This is a genomic window from Pseudochelatococcus sp. G4_1912 (assembly GCF_047501465.1).
GTDB lineage: Bacteria > Pseudomonadota > Alphaproteobacteria > Rhizobiales > Beijerinckiaceae > Pseudochelatococcus.
In genome coordinates this window covers 157886-173988 of the sequence record NZ_JAZDRL010000001.1, presented here as the reverse complement: position 1 = coordinate 173988, position 16103 = coordinate 157886, and the positions used below count along the sequence as shown (strand labels likewise).

Below are 16103 nucleotides of genomic sequence, written 5' to 3'. Positions count from 1 at the left end.
TTCTGACGGCATTTACGTCTGCGACGTCTAGGGGTTTGCAGTAAAATCCGGCGTAGAGCTGGCAGCCTCCACAACCCCGAATGTCGCCGCCAGCAGATCCGCTACTGCCCGTGCATATTCCGGCAGAGCGGCTGCCACCGGCAGGCGCGCCACATCAACATCAGCACCGGCGCCCGCCAATCCTGCTTGCAAGATGCAAATGATATCGCGCGCAGACAACTTGCCTAATGACAACCGCTCGCCCAATGCCGCGAGATCGGCCACACCGAAGGCGCTCTCCAGCTCAGCCAGCGCACCCAGCGTCAGCACAAGCGTGTATTTTTCACCGCCAAGAACGGCTTCAATCTCTCCACGTCTGCGATTGGCCATATCAACCTCACGCCGCTGTAAAGATGAGAGAGCTGGCAGATTCCAGCGCCAGATCAAACGTAACCTCACCCGCATGATCGCCGCGATATTCAAGGCTCGTCACTTGAAACGCTCCTTCGATCCGGCCAAAATCGGGCACGATCACCTGCCAGGTTTCGATAGTTCCATCGAAGAAGCTCTGGCGCACAAGTGCATCAGAAACATCATCCTTGAAAACGCCAGATCCGGTCACGCTGGCCCGGCGCACGCCCGCTCCGGCAAGCAGCTCACGCCATCTTCCGGCAGATTCAGCATGTGTCACATCCACTGTCTCTGCATTGAAAGCAATCTGCCGCGCACGCAGGCCAGCCACGGTGACGAATGCACCCAGCTCATTGCGCACTTTCAGCAGCAGGTCTTTGCCTTTCTGGGCACCCATCCGATCCTCCATCAAATATCTGAAACAACGACTTCCGTCACAGCCCGCAGCCGCATAATGACGCGCGATCGATTGGCGCGCTCATCCCTGCGTACCTCTGAGGCTGTCAACTGCAGATTCACCAGCCGATGCCCATCGAGCACCAACGCCGCGTCATGCAGCAACATCTCAATTCGCGCCGCCACCTGAAGCGCTGGCCGCACACCTCCCTCGGTTGACCAGATGGTGATCGCCAGATCCTGCTCATGCCCACGGTCTGAACCGGTTGACCAATCGCGCAAACGTGTTTCGGAAAAAGCCGCATAAACGCCACTCAACCCGCGCGGCGTTTCATCATAAATGCGCGTTCCGCCCATCAGCGCCACCAGCGCCGGATCGCCCGTCAACTGCGTTATGAGGGCCTCGCGCAAAGCCAATACCGGCTCCTTGTCGCTCATGGCGTCACCTCCTCGGCCACCACGACCAGATCGCGTCGTCGCCCATCCGGATCACGCGCGGAAAGCACCGCAAACACGCGATCATCAAGCCGCAACCGCCGCGTACCATTGATGTCATCCCGCCAACGCAATACGATGCGATAGCGCGATGCGAGCTCCCTTCGATCCGCAATATCCCGTGATGCACTGGACGACATGCCAAGCGCCTCGATCGCTCCCCATATCTGTGCGATGCATTTAAACTGCCGCGTCACCCCGCCTGCACCATCACCAAGCTCAACTGGTGCCTCCAGCGCAAAACGCCGCCGCCGCGCGCCAATCATTACGGTTGTCGCCATGTCAAAGCCTCATGCGTTTGAAAGGATCGATCAGCGCCAGAACTTCACGGGGGATAGCCGGCACATACTCTGGATCGTCGCCCCGGTTCTCGAACCACCGCGCGACGATAGCGCGCACGGCCTGGCGCAGCGGCATCGGCACTTCGGCTGCGGTTTCGCCAAAGCCTACCCGCAGATCGATTTCGATTCCCCCATATGCCCGGCCTGGCAAAGGCATTGGCCCCGCCATAATGATGCGCGCAGGATCAGCCAGAGTATCAAGATGAAAATGGCTTGGCGGCACGGTGATCGCCTCGCCATCAAGATCATAAACGCGCGCTTCGACAATGCGTATCACGGGCGACAACGGCACCCGGATTGCGCCACCGGCAGGCCAACGATTAAATACCAACCGCCATGTCTGGGCGATAAGGCAGCGTCCACTTTTAGCCTCGACCAACATGCGGGCGGCTGCCATAAGGGAGTTGATGAGTCTGTCCTCATCATTACCGTCGAGGCGCAGATATCCTTTAATATCGGCAAGCGTTACCGGCTCCACCAACGGTCCGGTCAGGAGAATCGGGGTCATGATGATCCTTCGTAATCTGAGGAGTTTCCGCCTGGCCCCTGCCATGGTGGTGTCGCTCGTGTTGGCGTTTGCCTCCCCCGCAGCCGCCATCGTCAACGGCGCGGAGGACAACGGTCCGCTGAAATCGCACACTGTGATGGTGCTGTCTGAGGGCGGCGGTGTGTGTTCAGGTGTTATCGTTGCGCAGGATATCGTGCTCACCGCGGGCCATTGCGTGGCGGGTGGGCGCAACGTGCGCGTTCATTTTCGTGATTCATCAGGTGAGCCGATCCTGCTCGAACCGGCTGAAATCGCCACACACGGCGGCTACAACGCTGACGCAGTTGAAGCGCGTCAACGCTCTATCGATCTTGGCCTCATCCGCCTGCAAGACCCGCTCCCTACGCGCTTCTCGCCCGCCCCCCTGAGCGCTGCCCGCCTTCCGCGAGAAGGCACGCCCGTCACGGCTTTAGGCTGGGGCGTATCGAAAGAAGGCGAAGCCAGAACAACCGGCACCTTCCGCGCCGCTGATCTTGTCGTGGTTGAGCCTTATGGCCCGGGCAAGCTACTGCTCTGGGCGGCTGATCCGATTGGTGTTGGCAAACGTCCAGGCGCGGGCGTATGTCAGGGCGATTCAGGCGGCCCCATCATCAGAAGTGATGGAGCCGTCATCGCTATTTCCACCTGGGCAAAGGGCCGCGGCACCAGCCAATGCGGCCTTCTTACGCAAGGCATGCTCGTCGCCCCGCAACGCGGGTTTATCGACGGCACGCTCAAGCGTTGGGGCCGCACGGCTTTATGGCGCTAACCTGATCAGGCTGAAGCGGCGACTGTACCGAACTTCAGCATCTTGATCGCATCAAAGTCCTGAATACCGCCCCCCACACGCTTGGTGGTGTAGAACAGCACGTAAGGCTTTGCTGAGTAAGGATCACGCAACACCCGCACGCCTGCGCGGTCGACAATCAGATAACCGCGACGGAAGTCACCGAACGCGATTGAGAGGCTGTCAGCTGCGATATCAGGCATATGCTCTGCTTCCACAATCGGGAACGAGAACAGCGATGCAGCCTGATCAGCCGTTGCAGGTGCCTGCCACAGGTAGTGACCATTGCTATCCTTCAACTTGCGCACGGCGCTTTGCACCTTGCGGTTCATAATGAAGGTGCCGTTCTGACGATAACCAGCCTTGAGGCTATAGATCAGGTCAAGCAGGATATCTGCCGGATTGCTGGCAGGGAAAGCACCTGCGGCACCTGTCACGGTCGTACCAAGCTTGCCCCACTCCCAACTTGCGTTAGCAATCGTTGGATACTTGATGATACCCTTTGGCTGACCGGTGCCAGTACCTTCAATGAAAGCCTTGCTTTCCTGTTCAGCAAAGGCCGTCTCGATTTCGGAAACGAGCCATTCCTCAATATTGACGACAGCATCATCGAGAAGCGTCTGCGTTGCAGCTGGCAATGCATAAAGCTCAAGCGCAGGAAAATCGAGCTCTTCCAATACCGGCGAATCTGTCTGGGGGCGGGCAGCCGTCTCAGCTACCCAGCCAGAGCCTACCGCAGTGCGTGCAATAGCGCCCTTATAAGAAGCACCGGAAATCAGGCGAACAGACGCAAGCGAGCGCATTGGCGAGATAACACCAAGACGCGCAATCACCTCACGTTCTACTGAATCCGGCGTAAGATACCCACCATCCGGCCCAGAACCTGCCGACATTGCCCGCGTCTCAAGCGCTTTGAGTTCCAGCGCCTTCAACCCGGATGTCTCACCACCGCGCACATAGGCATTAAACGCGCCCTTGTGCTCATTGACCGTCGGATCACTGGCGCCCCCCTCAACGCCTGCAAGCAATGGGCGACGTCCATCAAGCATCAACCGATCGAGGCGGCTTTTGGCTTCATCGATTGCGCGGTCAATCCGCGCCACTTTCTCCTCGATGATGGGATCGCCCGCCATACGGGTTTCGAGTGCGTCGATACGCGCATCGTTTGCTTCACGGAACGCCGAAAAAGCGCGCGAGAAGTCTGAGAATGCGGAAGAAACTTCCGAGTGCGCAACCTTTGTCTCGGGCGCACCGACAGCTCCGGCATTTGGCGAAGAAGCTTGGTATTCAACGGTCATGAAGATCTCTCCAGTCAGGAATGAAGTTCTGCGGCTACCCGTCGGATGGCCTCGGCCAACGGCGTCAGGGTGTCGTGCGCAACGTCACTTTTGGTCGCGGGCGACGTTGATGTAACCCGCGCTCCCGGTGCCATAGGAAATGTCACGATCGACACTTCCCACAGATCAAGCCGGAAGATTCTGCGCATGCCGGATGCTTCCCGGCGTGCGCGTTCGGTGCGAAACCCGATGGATAAGCCATCGACGGCTCCGGTTTTCAGCAGCGCATGCACATCACGTGCACGCTGCGCTTCAAGGCTGAGGCGTCCACGCACCTTCAAGCCCCATGCATCTTCAGAGAACGACAGCCACACGCCGAGTGGATCGCCCGGATCGTGCTGCCACAAAAGCCGCACGCCGGAAGCACCGCGCTTGGCCAGGCTATCGCTAAAGGCACCAGCTTCGATGATATCGCCGCTAAGGTCGGGGACTCCGAACAGGCTTGCATATCCTTCGAACACCCCATCCTCATCGATGGGGCCGATCACCCCCGACAAGGCTTTGAGTTCCGGCTTTTGGTCGAGACGTTTATGCAGATCCGGGTGCATCATTGCCCCTCCGATGGATGCGGCTGCGCCTTATTCTGCGTGGATGTTGGCGTTGCCTGCGTCGAGACAGAATCGAGACGTTCGAGTGTGCGGATGAAGCCGGAAATCGCCTCCTCAGCCGTCCGCATCTTGCCAGGTGGTTCAGCGCGTTTTGGCGCGGGCTTACGCGGCACGGCGCGGCTTACTGATTTGGCCATGCGGCTTCTCCTGTCATGACATGTCCTCCTTGTGCCGACGGTTGAAGCGGGCGAGTTCGCGCACGAATGCATCGAAGCGTTGGTTTGCGCTCGCCAGGTCGCGTAGCGTCAGCACCAGCAGGAGCGATGCTCCCGCCGCCCACATGAAAAGCGCGAGGTGAGCAAGATCACCACGCGCAATGAAGCTTTCGGCCACAGGGGCCAACGCCGAGACAGCAGGCATGATGCATTCTCCACCTCACGCGCCGCGTAAAGGCATATGACTGCCCGGCGCACCATGCCCTGCTCCGCTACGCTCGCCATAGCCAACGGCTTCGCGCTTTTCGTCATCTGAGAGAAAATCTGCTGCAGTAATCCGCCGCCACAACGCCTCACGCTCACCAGAAAGCGCCTCAACACAATCGAGATCGGGATCCAGATTCAGCCCTGCCCCAAATGCCGGTGAAAGCCAGTGTGACAAGGCCTGCGCAGTACGCCGCACCAGGGGAATAACCGTCTGGCGCCAGAACGCCCGGTTAGCCTCAGCATAGTTCGCATAAGTAGAGTCACCAGGCAGGCCGAGCATCAGCGGCGGCACACCGAATGCGAGCGCAATCTCCCGCACGGCAGCTGCACGCGCTTCGGTAAAGTCCATCTCAGCCGGTGTGAGTGACAACTGCCGCCATTCCAGCCCACCTTCGAGCAACAAAGGCCGGCCCGCATTCGCAACCCCCTGAAACTGCGCCTCAAGCTCAGCCTTCAACCGCTCGAACTGCGCATCGGTCATGTTTGCGCCATCGGGCCCTGCATAGATCAGCGCCCCGGAAGGCCGCGCGGCATTATCGAGCAGCGCCTTATTCCAGCTGGCAGAAGCATTATGGATATCAAGCGCGACAGCTGCTGCTTCCATGGGCGACAGGCCATAGTGATCATCAGCAGGATGAAACAGCCGCAGATGCAAGATCGGTGGCACTTCACCATCCTGCGGGAAGCGCACGCTTTTACTTCCGGCCCGATAATCATAAGCAGCAGGCCACCCATCGGGCCCCGGCACCACCTGCATGCGATCTGGTCGCAGCGCATAAAGCTCACGCGGCATTCCATCCAGCGCGACCGCTTCCACATAGGCATTACCGGCAACGAGTAGATGCCCATAAATTGCTTCAAGAAACGTTGCCCCAGCCTCGCGCGGATTAGGGCGCGCCAGCAATGCAAGCAATGGATGCTCATCATATTCCTGTCGCCCATCCTTGAGCAGCAGCGGGATGGATGCAGCAGATTCCGCAATTAGCCGTACGCAGCGATGCACCACTGCATTGCGCTGAAACCCTTCACGAGCGAGCGCCTGATAATCGCGCGGCGTCCAAACGGGTCGCCCCAGCCCGGACATCGCAAACAACGCAGCAGTTCTTGATGCTTTCCGTTCCTGCGGTGCCACCACATTGGCGGCTGCATGATTGTTTGCAGATATTCCCACGGGAGCCGCGCGCAAGCGCTCTCCCCCGCCCAGCAGGCGGTTGATGAATGAAGGCATGGCAATGTCCTGACTGGTTGGATAAAGCGCGCGCGTAATAATGCGCGAAGAGGTGCAATCTAAGATACTTTGAGCTTCACCTAGGAGTGACCACTCGAAAACCGGAGCGCCATGGACCAATATCCATGAGCACCGGAAGCGCAGAGAGTTGTGCCATTTGCAGGCCCACTGATGCGAAGATCAATGCATCCTATAGGGCGCGACGGCCGCGTGATACAGCCCGGGCCAGGGAGGCTGCGACCTGAGCTTCGGAGCGTCGAAAGCTCTCTACATCCTGCGCATTGATGATCACGTTGACGCTGCTACTCCCACCGCCACCGGCTTGCACACCGAGCTTCCCATCAGGACCGCGCGCAAGTGGCATGATGGCCTCAGCACCTTTTTCACCCATTAGCCCCGCTCCCCGCCCAAGCGGGAAATACGTGGGTGAAGCAACAACACCACCATTCGCGAAGGGCCGTACTGCCCCCCCGGCAATCACATTGCCTGCAGCATTGGCGGCAAAGAGATTACCGGAAAGTGCTGATCCCAGCGAACCAATACCCTTATCAAGCAATCCACTGAGGCCAGAGCTGATTACGGATTCGAGTGGTTTCAGCGCAGATTGCAGCGCCATTTGGGTAAGGCGCGCGCCAAGTGATCGGATCACATCATCAAACTGCTTGCCATTAACAACCGCCCGCGAGAACACTCCGGTGACGGTATTTCCAAAACGTTTCGCGACGTTCTCAAGATCAAGCATGGCCTCACGTGTGGCTTCCACACTTACGGTGAAGTTATCTGAAACCCCATTGCCAGCGCCGATATCGCTCATCATTCACTCCTTGATTAAGGCAAGCACCTGCTTGAATAAAGATATCGTCAAAGCCGCCTTACGCGCGGTTCAGACACCTTGACTACAGGCGCAAGGGCTGTGATCGCCCAAACGAGTGCATCCAGCCGATCGGGTGAGCGCCCATTGGATAGGCCGCCCGGAGCAAAATCACTCATCTCATCCTCAAGTGCCGGAAAAACACCTGCATGCCGCACCCGGCTCTGCTCATAGAGCGCAGCAATAGGCTCTGCCCGCAAATACTTCCCACGCGTGGCCCGCACAGCGGTAACCGGTACACTTGCATCCACTTCGTTCAGTACAGCGGTTGCCATCTCGCCCCCCTGATTGACTTCAACCACGAGCGCATCAGCTGCATGATGATGATAAAGGGCTATAGCGCGCGCCGCCCATTCTGCGGGCCGTGCCCTTTCCATTGTGGCATCTTCAAGCACATAAAATGTACCAGCATCATCACATCCGGCCACAACCAGACCACATGCATCTGCCCGCTTACCGGAAGTCGCAGGTGGATCAACCGCTACCACGATCCGCGAGAGAGGCGGCACATCCTCAACACGCGCGGCCTCAATCGTAGCGCGTGTCCAGAGCGCATCTGCACGCTCCTCGATCAGCTCACCCTCCAGCTCCTGTCTCCCCAGACGCGTGCCGGCATAACGCCCCACGACCGCATCAAGAAAAGCAGGCGCGAGATTCCAGGCATTGGCGCGAGTCGATGCCCGGGTGATGGCCGCACGTGGGTCCGCCATGAGCTTCTTCAGCAAAGGAATAGGGCGCGGTGTCGTGGTGACGAGTTCACGCGGCTGCTCCCCCAGACGCAGACCAAATTGCAACATATCCCATGTCTCCTCGGCATGACGCCATTTGCATAATTCATCGCACCACGCCGCGCCGAATTGCGGGCCACGCAATGCTTCCGGGTCCTCAGCCGAGAATACCTGCGCTACAGAACCGTTTGGCCATTCCAATCTGCGGCGCGTAGGAATCCACGTTGGCCGCTCACTACGCGGGTGCACAGCCAGCACCCCTGAAACCCCCTCAACCATCACCTCCCGCACATCAGCAATTGTCTCGCCAACGAGTGCGATCCGCCTGATCGGCACATTACTGAAGGGCGGCAATCCCAGTGCCATTCCCCTCACCCATTCAGCTCCCGTACGCGTTTTACCGGCTCCGCGACCTCCAATCACGAGCCACACTGTCCAATCATCGCCGCCTTGCGCAATTTCAGGCGGCAATTGATCGTCACGCGCCCAAACCTCAGCCCATGCATGCGATAGATAGTGCAGGTCTGCTGGCTCACAGGTCGTCAGAAAACGCACGAGATTCCCGCTCTTGAGACAATTGCTCAAGGCGTTGCGCAAGCGTGTTTCGGAGCGTATCGGCATCGCGCGGGAAATCGTCATCGTCATCCTCTGACAGTTGCGCATCGAGCGCCTGCAATTCTGCGCGTTCAATTGCTGCAAGCTCTCGCAAAGTCCTCGCAAGAGTAGCAAGCGCCCTTGCATGGCGTTCATGATCTATGCCATGCACACCATCCGCATCGGCTGAAGCAAATTTCCGTAGCCGCGCATCGATGGCTGCTATTTCGCGTCCTACTGTCTTTTCCAGCTTCTGGATAAGCTGGCGGCGCCCCTTAACACCCGAAACCAGATCGCGTCGGTCAGATGTTTTCGCACTCACTTCATGTGTGCCTGGCCTGCCGCGCTCGCGGATTTGTCGCTTCCAGCCGCGTCGTTCCGCGATGCGATAGAGTGCGCGGGTATTATCCCGTCCGAGCATAGTGGCGATATCCTGCGCGGGTGTGCGCGTCTGTTCATAAAGACGCTGCGCCTCCGCCCACACGACTTCATCAGCGCTGCCTCTAATAGCAGCACGGTCAGATAGAGGCATGACCCCTCCTCATTCAACGTGTCGGGTAAAACCAGAAAGAGCCGGATGATGAGCAACACGGTTGCGATCCAGCTTCACACACTGAAATGCCATGATGGTACATTGAGCATCAATCCAATGTCCGATACGCCCCACAGAATGCATAACAAAAAAGCCGCCGGTCCGGAGACGTCAGCGACTTTCAGGCACACTTTTGGAGCATGTATGAAACCTAGCTGAACACCGTTACGATGTCAAGGACTATTTTCCTATCCTGAAATACCCATTTTCGCGCTGTTCACAGGCAATTGAACAAAAACGTCCCAAAATCGTGCTCAAAATACCACACGTTAACGTATTTGCTATCAACTGCGGTCAACAAGGGCATTTAGGCCCTGATACGTCTTGAAATTGCCTTCTCTTCGGGCGAGGGCGAGGGTGGACTTTGTCAGTCTTGAGGACATTATGGTAACGATCAGCAGACGAGCGTTCGTACTTGGCGCCCCCTTTGCGGTTGCGGCATGCGCGACCCAACCGCCACCGGTACTTGAACCGGTAATTCCACAAATCGATCCGCACTTTGTGCGCATGTATGCAGCAATGCCATATGAGCGCTTTCCTGTGCCGGCAGTTGATCTTGAAATGATCGACCCTCAGTTCTTCCGCCGTGAGGTTGCATACCCCACGCCGGAACAGCCGGGCACTATTGTGATCGATCCGGGCAATCACTTCCTGTTCCTCGTGCGCCCAGAGGGCCGCGCCATTCGCTATGGTGTCGGTGTTGGTCGCGATGGGTTTGACTGGAATGGTCGTGCAAACATTCGCCGCAAGGCAGAATGGCCCGTTTGGACACCTCCATCGGAGATGATTAAACGTCAGCCTGAGCTGGAAAAGTACCGCAACGGTATGAGGCCTAGCCTGGATAACCCACTGGGTGCCCGCGCGCTATATCTCTATCAGGGTGATCGCGATACACTTTATCGTATCCATGGCACCAATGACCCGTCATCAATTGGCCAGTCATTATCGAGCGGATGCATCCGTCTCCTGAATCAGGACATTGTCGACCTACATGCCCGCATCCCGCTCGGCACCAAGGTCGTCGTACTGAAATCACAGTTGCCTCCAGAGCTCGCCGAGTTTTCGTAACACGTCAAAGATGGTGGTTTTCGCACCCGCGAATATAAATGCATTATCATATGCATGCCGACAGGGTAGAAAGCCTCCTCCTGGTTGATTGAGCGCAACTCTAAGTTTGGCGGCAATACCAACGATCAAGAAAAAGGGGAGAGCGTGCATGACACGCTCTCCCCTTTTTTACAAATAATCGGTCTGACTCTAAATTTCCACAGCTGCCTACCGCTATTGTCACGCTCCAGCCAAACGCTTACGGAGCCTTTCAACGACACGGTCAGGGACGAAGTGTGAAATATCGCCGCCCATCTTGGCAATTTGGCGTACCAGTGTTGCAGTGATTGGTCGCGTCGAGGGTGAAGCTGGCAGAAAAACTGTCTGCACATCAGGCGCCAGAACACCATTCATACCAGCCATCTGCATTTCATAATCAAGATCCGAGCCATCCCGAAGCCCTCTTATCAGGATTGAAGCTCCAGCTCTATGAGCTGCTGACACCACGAGATCATCAAACGTCACAACTTCGAAATCGACCCCAGCAATATGCGCCAGTGGAGCGCATTCTTCATTAAGCATCGCAGCACGTTCTTGCGCGGAGAACAGCGGCGTCTTGCCTGGATGAATGCCGATGGCGACAACCAGCTTATCGGCCAGCAATACAGCGCCCCGCACCACATCAAGGTGGCCATTGGTTACTGGATCGAACGACCCTGCATAAATCGCCACCCGCGTCATCAGGTTTCCCTCAGCCTTCGCCAGCCTCGTCACTGATATCAGCTCCGTCGCCTTCGCTGTCATCGCCTTCATCAGTGATGCGTTCGACTGATACAACATGTTCGTCAGCCGAGGTATTGAACACAATCACACCCTGTGCTGAACGGCCCGTCATCCGAATGCCTTCCACAGGCACACGGATAAGCTGCCCGCCATCGGTCACCAGCATGATCTGATCTGACCCCTCAACGGGGAACGATGCAACAAGTTGCCCATTCCGTTCATTCACTGCCATGGCGACGATGCCCTTACCGCCACGCCCTGTAACGCGATATTCATAAGAGGACGTGCGTTTGCCATAACCGTTTTCAGAGAGCGTCAGCACGAATTGCTCAGCAGCACTAAGCGTTGCATAGCGCTCCTGCCCCAGCGCGATTTCCTGCGCTCCGTCTTCCGCTTCAACTGGCTCTTCAGTTTCAAGGCCCTCACCGTTAACGGCGCGGCGCGCTGCATTGGCAAGTTTAAGATAGGTGACACGCTCTTCCGCGGTAGCATCCATATGGCGCAGGATCGACAACGAAATCACTGTGTCATCTTTTGCAAGCGTAATACCACGGACGCCCGTGGAATCGCGCCCCTTGAACACACGCACTTCCGGTGTTGCAAAGCGAATCGCCTGCCCTGATGCGGTCGTCAACAGCACGTCATCCATTTCAGTGCTAATCTGCACATCCACGATATGATCGCCTTCATCGAGCTTCATGGCAATTTTACCGGCTCGATTCACCTGCACGAAGTCAGAAAGCTTGTTACGACGAACATTCCCTGAAGCCGTAGCAAACATGACATCGAGAGTTGCCCAGCTCGCCTCATCCTCCGGAAGCGGCATAATTGTGGTAATACGTTCACCTTCTGCCAAGGGCAGAATATTCACGAGCGCCTTACCGCGCGCATTAGGCGCAGAAAGCGGAAGCCGCCACACTTTTTCCTTATAAACCTGCCCGCGCGACGAGAAGAACAGCACAGGCGTATGCGTATTAGCCACGAACAAGCGTGTCACAAAATCCGCATCGCGCGTCTGCATGGCAGAGCGCCCTTTACCGCCACGGCGCTGTGCACGATAGGTTGAAAGCGGCACGCGCTTAATATACCCCGCGTGCGAAACTGTAACGACCATATCCTCACGCTGGATCAGGTCCTCGTCATCGACATCGGAATCCCAATCGACGATCTCGGTACGACGAGGCGTTGCAAACGCCTCTCGCACAGCCAGCAACTCATCGCGCACAATGCCCATAATGCGTACGCGCGACTGCAGAATATCGAGATAATCCTCAATTTCAGCTGCCAGCTTATTCAACTCATCAGCGATTTCATCGCGACCAAGTGCTGTCAAACGCTGCAACCGCAATTCGAGAATAGCGCGTGCTTGCGTTTCAGATAGCCGGTAAGTGCCATCTTCTTGAACAAAATGGCGTGGATCCGCGATCAACACAATCAGCGACTCGACATCTCGCGCCGGCCAATCGCGCGTCATTAGCAATTCGCGCGCCGTATTGGGATCTGGCGATGTGCGGATCAGACGAATGACCTCATCAATGTTCGCCACAGCGATAGCAAGCCCTACCAACACATGCGCACGATCCCGCGCCTTGTTGAGCAAGAACCGCGTACGCCGGGCCACGACTTCTTCACGGAAATCGACAAAGGCGCTGATCATATCCCGCAGCGTCAACTGCTCTGGCCGACCACCATTGAGCGCCACCATATTGGCACCGAAGCTGGATTGTAGCGCAGTGAAGCGGTAAAGCTGATTCAGAACCACCTCACCGACAGCATCACGCTTCAGCTCAATGACGATGCGCATTCCATCGCGGTCTGATTCATCGCGTAGTTCTGCAATACCTTCGATCTTTTTCTCGCGCACCAGCTCGCCGATGCGCTCGCAAAGCGTTGCCTTATTCACCTGATAGGGAATCTCGGTGAAGATAATGGCTTCACGATCTTTACGAATTTCTTCAATGCGGCTTTTGGCCCGCTGCACAATGGAGCCGCGCCCCGTCGTATAGGCTGACCGGATGCCTGAACGCCCCAGAATGGTGGCACCGGTAGGGAAATCCGGGCCAGGCACTATCTCGATCAACGACTCAGTCGTGATCTCGGGATCCGCAATATAGGCAACACACGCATCTACAACCTCGCCCAGATTATGGGGAGGGATGTTTGTGGCCATACCAACCGCGATACCGCCTGCACCATTCACCAGCAGATTAGGAAAGCGTGCCGGCAACACCACCGGCTCAAATTTTGATTCATCATAGTTGGGGCGGAAATCGACGGTGTCCTTATCGATATCCTCCAGAATTGCCATGGCAGCCTTAGCCATGCGCGATTCAGTATATCGCATCGCAGCAGCAGGATCACCATCGACGGAACCGAAGTTACCCTGGCCATCGACAAGTGGCAGGCGCATGGAAAATCCCTGCGCCATGCGTACGAGTGCGTCATAGATCGAGGAGTCGCCATGGGGGTGATATTGACCCATAACGTCACCCACTATGCGGGCTGATTTGACGTATTTCTTGTCAGGCGTGTAGCCGTTTTCCGACATCGAGAAAAGAATCCGTCGATGCACGGGCTTGAGGCCATCGCGCAAATCCGGAAGCGCACGGCTAACGATCACGCTCATGGCGTAATCGAGGTAGCTGCGCTTCATCTCATCGATGATTGAAACAGGTTTAATGTCGCTTCCCGGCATACCGGCGCCGGGCTTATCGTGTTCGTCAGCCAAGGAATACGTCCTTTAAGGAAAACCGCCCAGAAACGATTTCTGCTTAGTCCCCATAATGAGGCGACTCTTGCTCTAACTCATTCAAACTCAAAATGCCACCTCAACCAAAGCGCAAGACGCAAGTTGCCAACGCATTAGTTACCCAAGGTAGAGTCTTGCCAGCACTTTCCCAGGCACAGCTTCGCGTCACAAAACGATCTTTTTTTTGTCTTTTTTGTGCCAAACATCACACAAAGGGCCGTCAAAATGCGATAAGGATAGCATCGCAAGCATCCCTACAAGAGGGGTTATGAAATTAAATGAGCTTATATAAATTGATGATTTAGCCATCTTATTAATTTTGGATTATATACTTGCGGGAGTTTGTTATGGTTCATTTTGATAGCTCTAACAAAATCAAATCAGCTGAGAGTACACCGCCTCAAAACACTTCAAATATTAATGATCCACAACTGCCAGCGCCCTCACAATCTGGCGCCCCCGTGGTGAAAGCAGCTGGAGAGGTCTCCCCATTTTTATCGGACCGCATTATTGTCCAACTCTCAACCTCGGCTTTCAAGGGCCTGGAGCACTTAAATTCAAGCGCTCTAGAGCGTGTACGCCAAGCCAAATCACCGGAAGAAGCCCGGGTATCAGTCGGGATCTGGAATAGGATACTTGATTTCATCCTGCCCAAGATGCTGCGCTCAAACGCAGGTGAAGCAGCTGAGCATGTATTTAATGCTATATATAAAAAATCCCCGTCAGAGAGCTTCCAACTACTCCGTATGCAGCTTCGACCAGAAGAGCGGCATCATTTAAAACTGGACACGACAAAAGAGGGGCAAGTTACCCTGAAAATGGGGAAGTTCGCGCTAAATTCTGCTGATATTAATAATCCAGCCGCCAAAGAAAAAATAGAGAGCGTCTTAATCGCCGCGAAAACGTCAGATATTTTGATAAAACGCAATCCATCTGTAGATGCGGAAGCTGAATTGCAAGAAATTGCAAATTCATTTTCGGATAAGAATCCATGGAAAAAATTTGAAGATATTGCGAGAGTTGTCTTATCTAAAACCCCACCACTTGACTGCATGGGCTTCCCTGTTGCGAGGCTGACAAGAAGCGAAAGCTCTTCAAACGACACAACAGATACCAGCACTTACTACGATTTCAAAATTGATGACCAGTTAATATCATCTAGCGCTGCCAATAGCCAAGACGCTCGCATTCTGGCAGTTAAAAGCGAAATCAGCATTCTCGTACAAAAACAGATGCGAAGTATAACGGAGCAGCTCTCCATTGAGAATTTCCGCAACGGCAATATACAGTGCATGGCGGAAAAAAATAAGCAAGCTGAACTCACAAAAATGCTTGACGATCCCATATGCCAAAAAAATAATTTGATATCCATTACAGATAACACGGCTATAGAGGGAGAAACGCCAACTTTTAAAGCTACGTTCAAAGACGCTGATAGCGGGAAAGAAGTCTCTTTTAATTTCTCAAATCGCTCCTCGCAGAAGGGGGAGTTCCGCGGTACTCGCTTGCAAGAAGCATTGCGAAATACTGACTATATCAATTTGAGAGAACTAGCAGAACGTGGCTATGGAACAGCTGAAGATCTTATCCTTGTAGCTGCTATCAGCGCTGTCTCGCAGGAGATAAGCAACGCGCTAGACAGCATTGCACCTATGACGCACACAGTCACAGAGATTAAAACTCAACTGCAAACGGCAGAAACAAACCAGGAAAAGAGCTGGAAAGCACTGAAAAACAGCAAAAAAGTAATTAGAAAATATAGAAAGAATTCAAATACACCGTCGCTGAAAGCTGTGCAGTCAGTGGAGAAAAGAGCACTAATTTATCAAAAGGCCAAAGCAGATTACCAAAAGGCGAAGGCAGAGCAAGGTGCTGCTGAAGCTGATATGCAAGCTGCTATGGCACTGCGCGCAGAAATTCTCCAGATAAAAGTAGAGAACACAACATTAGGGCAGCTCTGGCAGCGTATACAGCCAGGGTGATAAATACCCCCCGCTATGGAAGTAGCAGCGATGAGGCAGTGAACTCGCAAACCTATTTGCTGCTTCTTTATTAAATCAGCCTGATAGTACCACAAGCTGGTAATTCTATTGCTCTAGCAAGAGGATACCCCTCTTATCCTCTTGCTCAGAAATTTAGCGTTCAGATACGCAAATATATGGCTTAGAGCATCTAAGCTTATCTGCCTTGGAACATGTAAGGCAGAAAA

General features: G+C 55.3%; 18 protein-coding genes. 3 read left to right on the top strand and 15 right to left on the bottom strand.

Annotated features, from left to right (window positions below):
* Positions 1 to 27: 27 nt before the first annotated feature.
* From VRZ32_RS00790 to VRZ32_RS00770, 5 genes are read right to left on the bottom strand one after another with little or no spacing between them, the layout of a single operon-like run.
* Positions 28 to 369, bottom strand: coding sequence for a gene transfer agent family protein (locus VRZ32_RS00790; protein ID WP_414523539.1), 342 nt, complete (start codon positions 367 to 369; stop codon positions 28 to 30).
* Positions 370 to 376: 7 nt separating this feature from the next.
* Complete coding sequence (locus tag VRZ32_RS00785) at positions 377 to 787, bottom strand: phage major tail protein, TP901-1 family (protein ID WP_414523538.1); 411 nt, start codon at positions 785 to 787, stop codon at positions 377 to 379.
* A gap of 11 nt (positions 788 to 798) precedes the next feature.
* Complete coding sequence (locus VRZ32_RS00780) at positions 799 to 1224, bottom strand: DUF3168 domain-containing protein (protein ID WP_414523537.1); 426 nt, start codon at positions 1222 to 1224, stop codon at positions 799 to 801.
* Positions 1221 to 1562, bottom strand: coding sequence for a phage head closure protein (locus VRZ32_RS00775; protein WP_414523536.1), 342 nt, complete (start codon positions 1560 to 1562; stop codon positions 1221 to 1223). Before VRZ32_RS00775 ends, VRZ32_RS00780 begins: the two co-directional genes overlap by 4 nt.
* 1 nt (position 1563) lies before the next feature.
* Entirely contained in the window at positions 1564 to 2130 is a 567-nt protein-coding gene (locus tag VRZ32_RS00770) for a head-tail connector protein (RefSeq protein WP_414523535.1), read from the bottom strand.
* On the opposite strand from VRZ32_RS00770, the gene VRZ32_RS00765 reads away from it, so the two are divergent.
* On the top strand, positions 2129 to 2917 hold the full coding sequence (locus tag VRZ32_RS00765; protein WP_414523534.1) for a S1 family peptidase: 789 nt from the start codon (positions 2129 to 2131) through the stop codon (positions 2915 to 2917). The genes VRZ32_RS00770 and VRZ32_RS00765 overlap by 2 nt on opposite strands.
* Positions 2918 to 2922: 5 nt before the next feature.
* Here VRZ32_RS00765 and VRZ32_RS00760 read toward each other — a convergent pair whose 3' ends face one another.
* The 8 genes from VRZ32_RS00760 to VRZ32_RS00725 all read right to left on the bottom strand — a co-directional run bounded on the left by VRZ32_RS00760 (position 2923) and on the right by VRZ32_RS00725 (position 9255).
* Positions 2923 to 4233, bottom strand: a complete 1311-nt coding sequence (locus VRZ32_RS00760; protein WP_414523533.1) for a phage major capsid protein — start codon at positions 4231 to 4233, stop codon at positions 2923 to 2925.
* 14 nt (positions 4234 to 4247) lie between these two features.
* The gene (locus VRZ32_RS00755; RefSeq protein WP_414523532.1) at positions 4248 to 4823 is read right to left on the bottom strand and encodes an HK97 family phage prohead protease; all 576 of its coding nucleotides are present in this window, start codon (positions 4821 to 4823) and stop codon (positions 4248 to 4250) included.
* Entirely contained in the window at positions 4820 to 5017 is a 198-nt protein-coding gene (locus tag VRZ32_RS00750; RefSeq protein ID WP_414523531.1) for a hypothetical protein, read from the bottom strand. The genes VRZ32_RS00755 and VRZ32_RS00750 overlap by 4 nt, the downstream gene beginning before the upstream one ends.
* A gap of 13 nt (positions 5018 to 5030) precedes the next feature.
* Positions 5031 to 5240: a hypothetical protein gene (locus tag VRZ32_RS00745; protein ID WP_414523530.1), complete on the bottom strand. Its 210-nt coding sequence runs from the start codon at positions 5238 to 5240 to the stop codon at positions 5031 to 5033.
* Positions 5241 to 5255: 15 nt separating this feature from the next.
* Positions 5256 to 6530, bottom strand: a complete 1275-nt coding sequence (locus tag VRZ32_RS00740; RefSeq protein WP_414523529.1) for a phage portal protein — start codon at positions 6528 to 6530, stop codon at positions 5256 to 5258.
* A 190-nt stretch (positions 6531 to 6720) separates the two neighbouring features.
* Complete coding sequence (locus VRZ32_RS00735) at positions 6721 to 7344, bottom strand: phage tail tape measure protein (RefSeq protein WP_414523528.1); 624 nt, start codon at positions 7342 to 7344, stop codon at positions 6721 to 6723.
* A 47-nt stretch (positions 7345 to 7391) separates the two neighbouring features.
* Positions 7392 to 8768 carry a DNA-packaging protein gene (locus tag VRZ32_RS00730; RefSeq protein WP_414523527.1) on the bottom strand — a complete coding sequence of 459 codons (1377 nt, stop codon included), beginning with the start codon at positions 8766 to 8768 and terminating at the stop codon, positions 7392 to 7394.
* Entirely contained in the window at positions 8662 to 9255 is a 594-nt protein-coding gene (locus VRZ32_RS00725; RefSeq protein WP_414523526.1) for a hypothetical protein, read from the bottom strand. The genes VRZ32_RS00730 and VRZ32_RS00725 overlap by 107 nt, the downstream gene beginning before the upstream one ends.
* Before the next feature lie 444 nt (positions 9256 to 9699).
* On the opposite strand from VRZ32_RS00725, the gene VRZ32_RS00720 reads away from it, so the two are divergent.
* Entirely contained in the window at positions 9700 to 10383 is a 684-nt protein-coding gene (locus VRZ32_RS00720) for a L,D-transpeptidase (RefSeq protein WP_414523525.1), read from the top strand.
* A gap of 219 nt (positions 10384 to 10602) precedes the next feature.
* Here VRZ32_RS00720 and coaD read toward each other — a convergent pair whose 3' ends face one another.
* Positions 10603 to 11103 carry a pantetheine-phosphate adenylyltransferase gene (coaD, locus tag VRZ32_RS00715; RefSeq protein ID WP_414524995.1) on the bottom strand — a complete coding sequence of 167 codons (501 nt, stop codon included), beginning with the start codon at positions 11101 to 11103 and terminating at the stop codon, positions 10603 to 10605.
* Positions 11104 to 11113: 10 nt separating this feature from the next.
* Entirely contained in the window at positions 11114 to 13840 is a 2727-nt protein-coding gene (gene gyrA / locus VRZ32_RS00710; protein ID WP_414524994.1) for a DNA gyrase subunit A, read from the bottom strand.
* A gap of 401 nt (positions 13841 to 14241) precedes the next feature.
* Here gyrA and VRZ32_RS00705 point away from each other — a divergent pair, with 401 nt between their 5' ends.
* Positions 14242 to 15876, top strand: coding sequence for a hypothetical protein (locus VRZ32_RS00705; protein ID WP_414523524.1), 1635 nt, complete (start codon positions 14242 to 14244; stop codon positions 15874 to 15876).
* The last annotated feature ends 227 nt before the right edge of the window (positions 15877 to 16103 follow it).

What these genes read in the sequence shown, in the direction of transcription:
- gyrA (WP_414524994.1), bottom strand. Translation starts at nt 13,840, where the DNA reads ATGCCGGGAAGCGACATTAAACCTGTTTCAATCATCGATGAGATGAAG.
- VRZ32_RS00705 (WP_414523524.1), top strand. Translation starts at nt 14,242, where the DNA reads ATGGTTCATTTTGATAGCTCTAACAAAATCAAATCAGCTGAGAGTACA.
- VRZ32_RS00750 (WP_414523531.1), bottom strand. Translation starts at nt 5,017, where the DNA reads ATGGCCAAATCAGTAAGCCGCGCCGTGCCGCGTAAGCCCGCGCCAAAA.
- VRZ32_RS00725 (WP_414523526.1), bottom strand. Translation starts at nt 9,255, where the DNA reads ATGCCTCTATCTGACCGTGCTGCTATTAGAGGCAGCGCTGATGAAGTC.
- VRZ32_RS00740 (WP_414523529.1), bottom strand. Translation starts at nt 6,530, where the DNA reads ATGCCTTCATTCATCAACCGCCTGCTGGGCGGGGGAGAGCGCTTGCGC.
- VRZ32_RS00775 (WP_414523536.1), bottom strand. Translation starts at nt 1,562, where the DNA reads ATGGCGACAACCGTAATGATTGGCGCGCGGCGGCGGCGTTTTGCGCTG.
- VRZ32_RS00745 (WP_414523530.1), bottom strand. Translation starts at nt 5,240, where the DNA reads ATGCCTGCTGTCTCGGCGTTGGCCCCTGTGGCCGAAAGCTTCATTGCG.
- VRZ32_RS00770 (WP_414523535.1), bottom strand. Translation starts at nt 2,130, where the DNA reads ATGACCCCGATTCTCCTGACCGGACCGTTGGTGGAGCCGGTAACGCTT.
- VRZ32_RS00760 (WP_414523533.1), bottom strand. Translation starts at nt 4,233, where the DNA reads ATGACCGTTGAATACCAAGCTTCTTCGCCAAATGCCGGAGCTGTCGGT.
- coaD (WP_414524995.1), bottom strand. Translation starts at nt 11,103, where the DNA reads ATGACGCGGGTGGCGATTTATGCAGGGTCGTTCGATCCAGTAACCAAT.
- VRZ32_RS00780 (WP_414523537.1), bottom strand. Translation starts at nt 1,224, where the DNA reads ATGAGCGACAAGGAGCCGGTATTGGCTTTGCGCGAGGCCCTCATAACG.
- VRZ32_RS00735 (WP_414523528.1), bottom strand. Translation starts at nt 7,344, where the DNA reads ATGAGCGATATCGGCGCTGGCAATGGGGTTTCAGATAACTTCACCGTA.
- VRZ32_RS00785 (WP_414523538.1), bottom strand. Translation starts at nt 787, where the DNA reads ATGGGTGCCCAGAAAGGCAAAGACCTGCTGCTGAAAGTGCGCAATGAG.
- VRZ32_RS00790 (WP_414523539.1), bottom strand. Translation starts at nt 369, where the DNA reads ATGGCCAATCGCAGACGTGGAGAGATTGAAGCCGTTCTTGGCGGTGAA.
- VRZ32_RS00765 (WP_414523534.1), top strand. Translation starts at nt 2,129, where the DNA reads ATGATGATCCTTCGTAATCTGAGGAGTTTCCGCCTGGCCCCTGCCATG.
- VRZ32_RS00720 (WP_414523525.1), top strand. Translation starts at nt 9,700, where the DNA reads ATGGTAACGATCAGCAGACGAGCGTTCGTACTTGGCGCCCCCTTTGCG.
- VRZ32_RS00730 (WP_414523527.1), bottom strand. Translation starts at nt 8,768, where the DNA reads ATGACGATTTCCCGCGCGATGCCGATACGCTCCGAAACACGCTTGCGC.
- VRZ32_RS00755 (WP_414523532.1), bottom strand. Translation starts at nt 4,823, where the DNA reads ATGATGCACCCGGATCTGCATAAACGTCTCGACCAAAAGCCGGAACTC.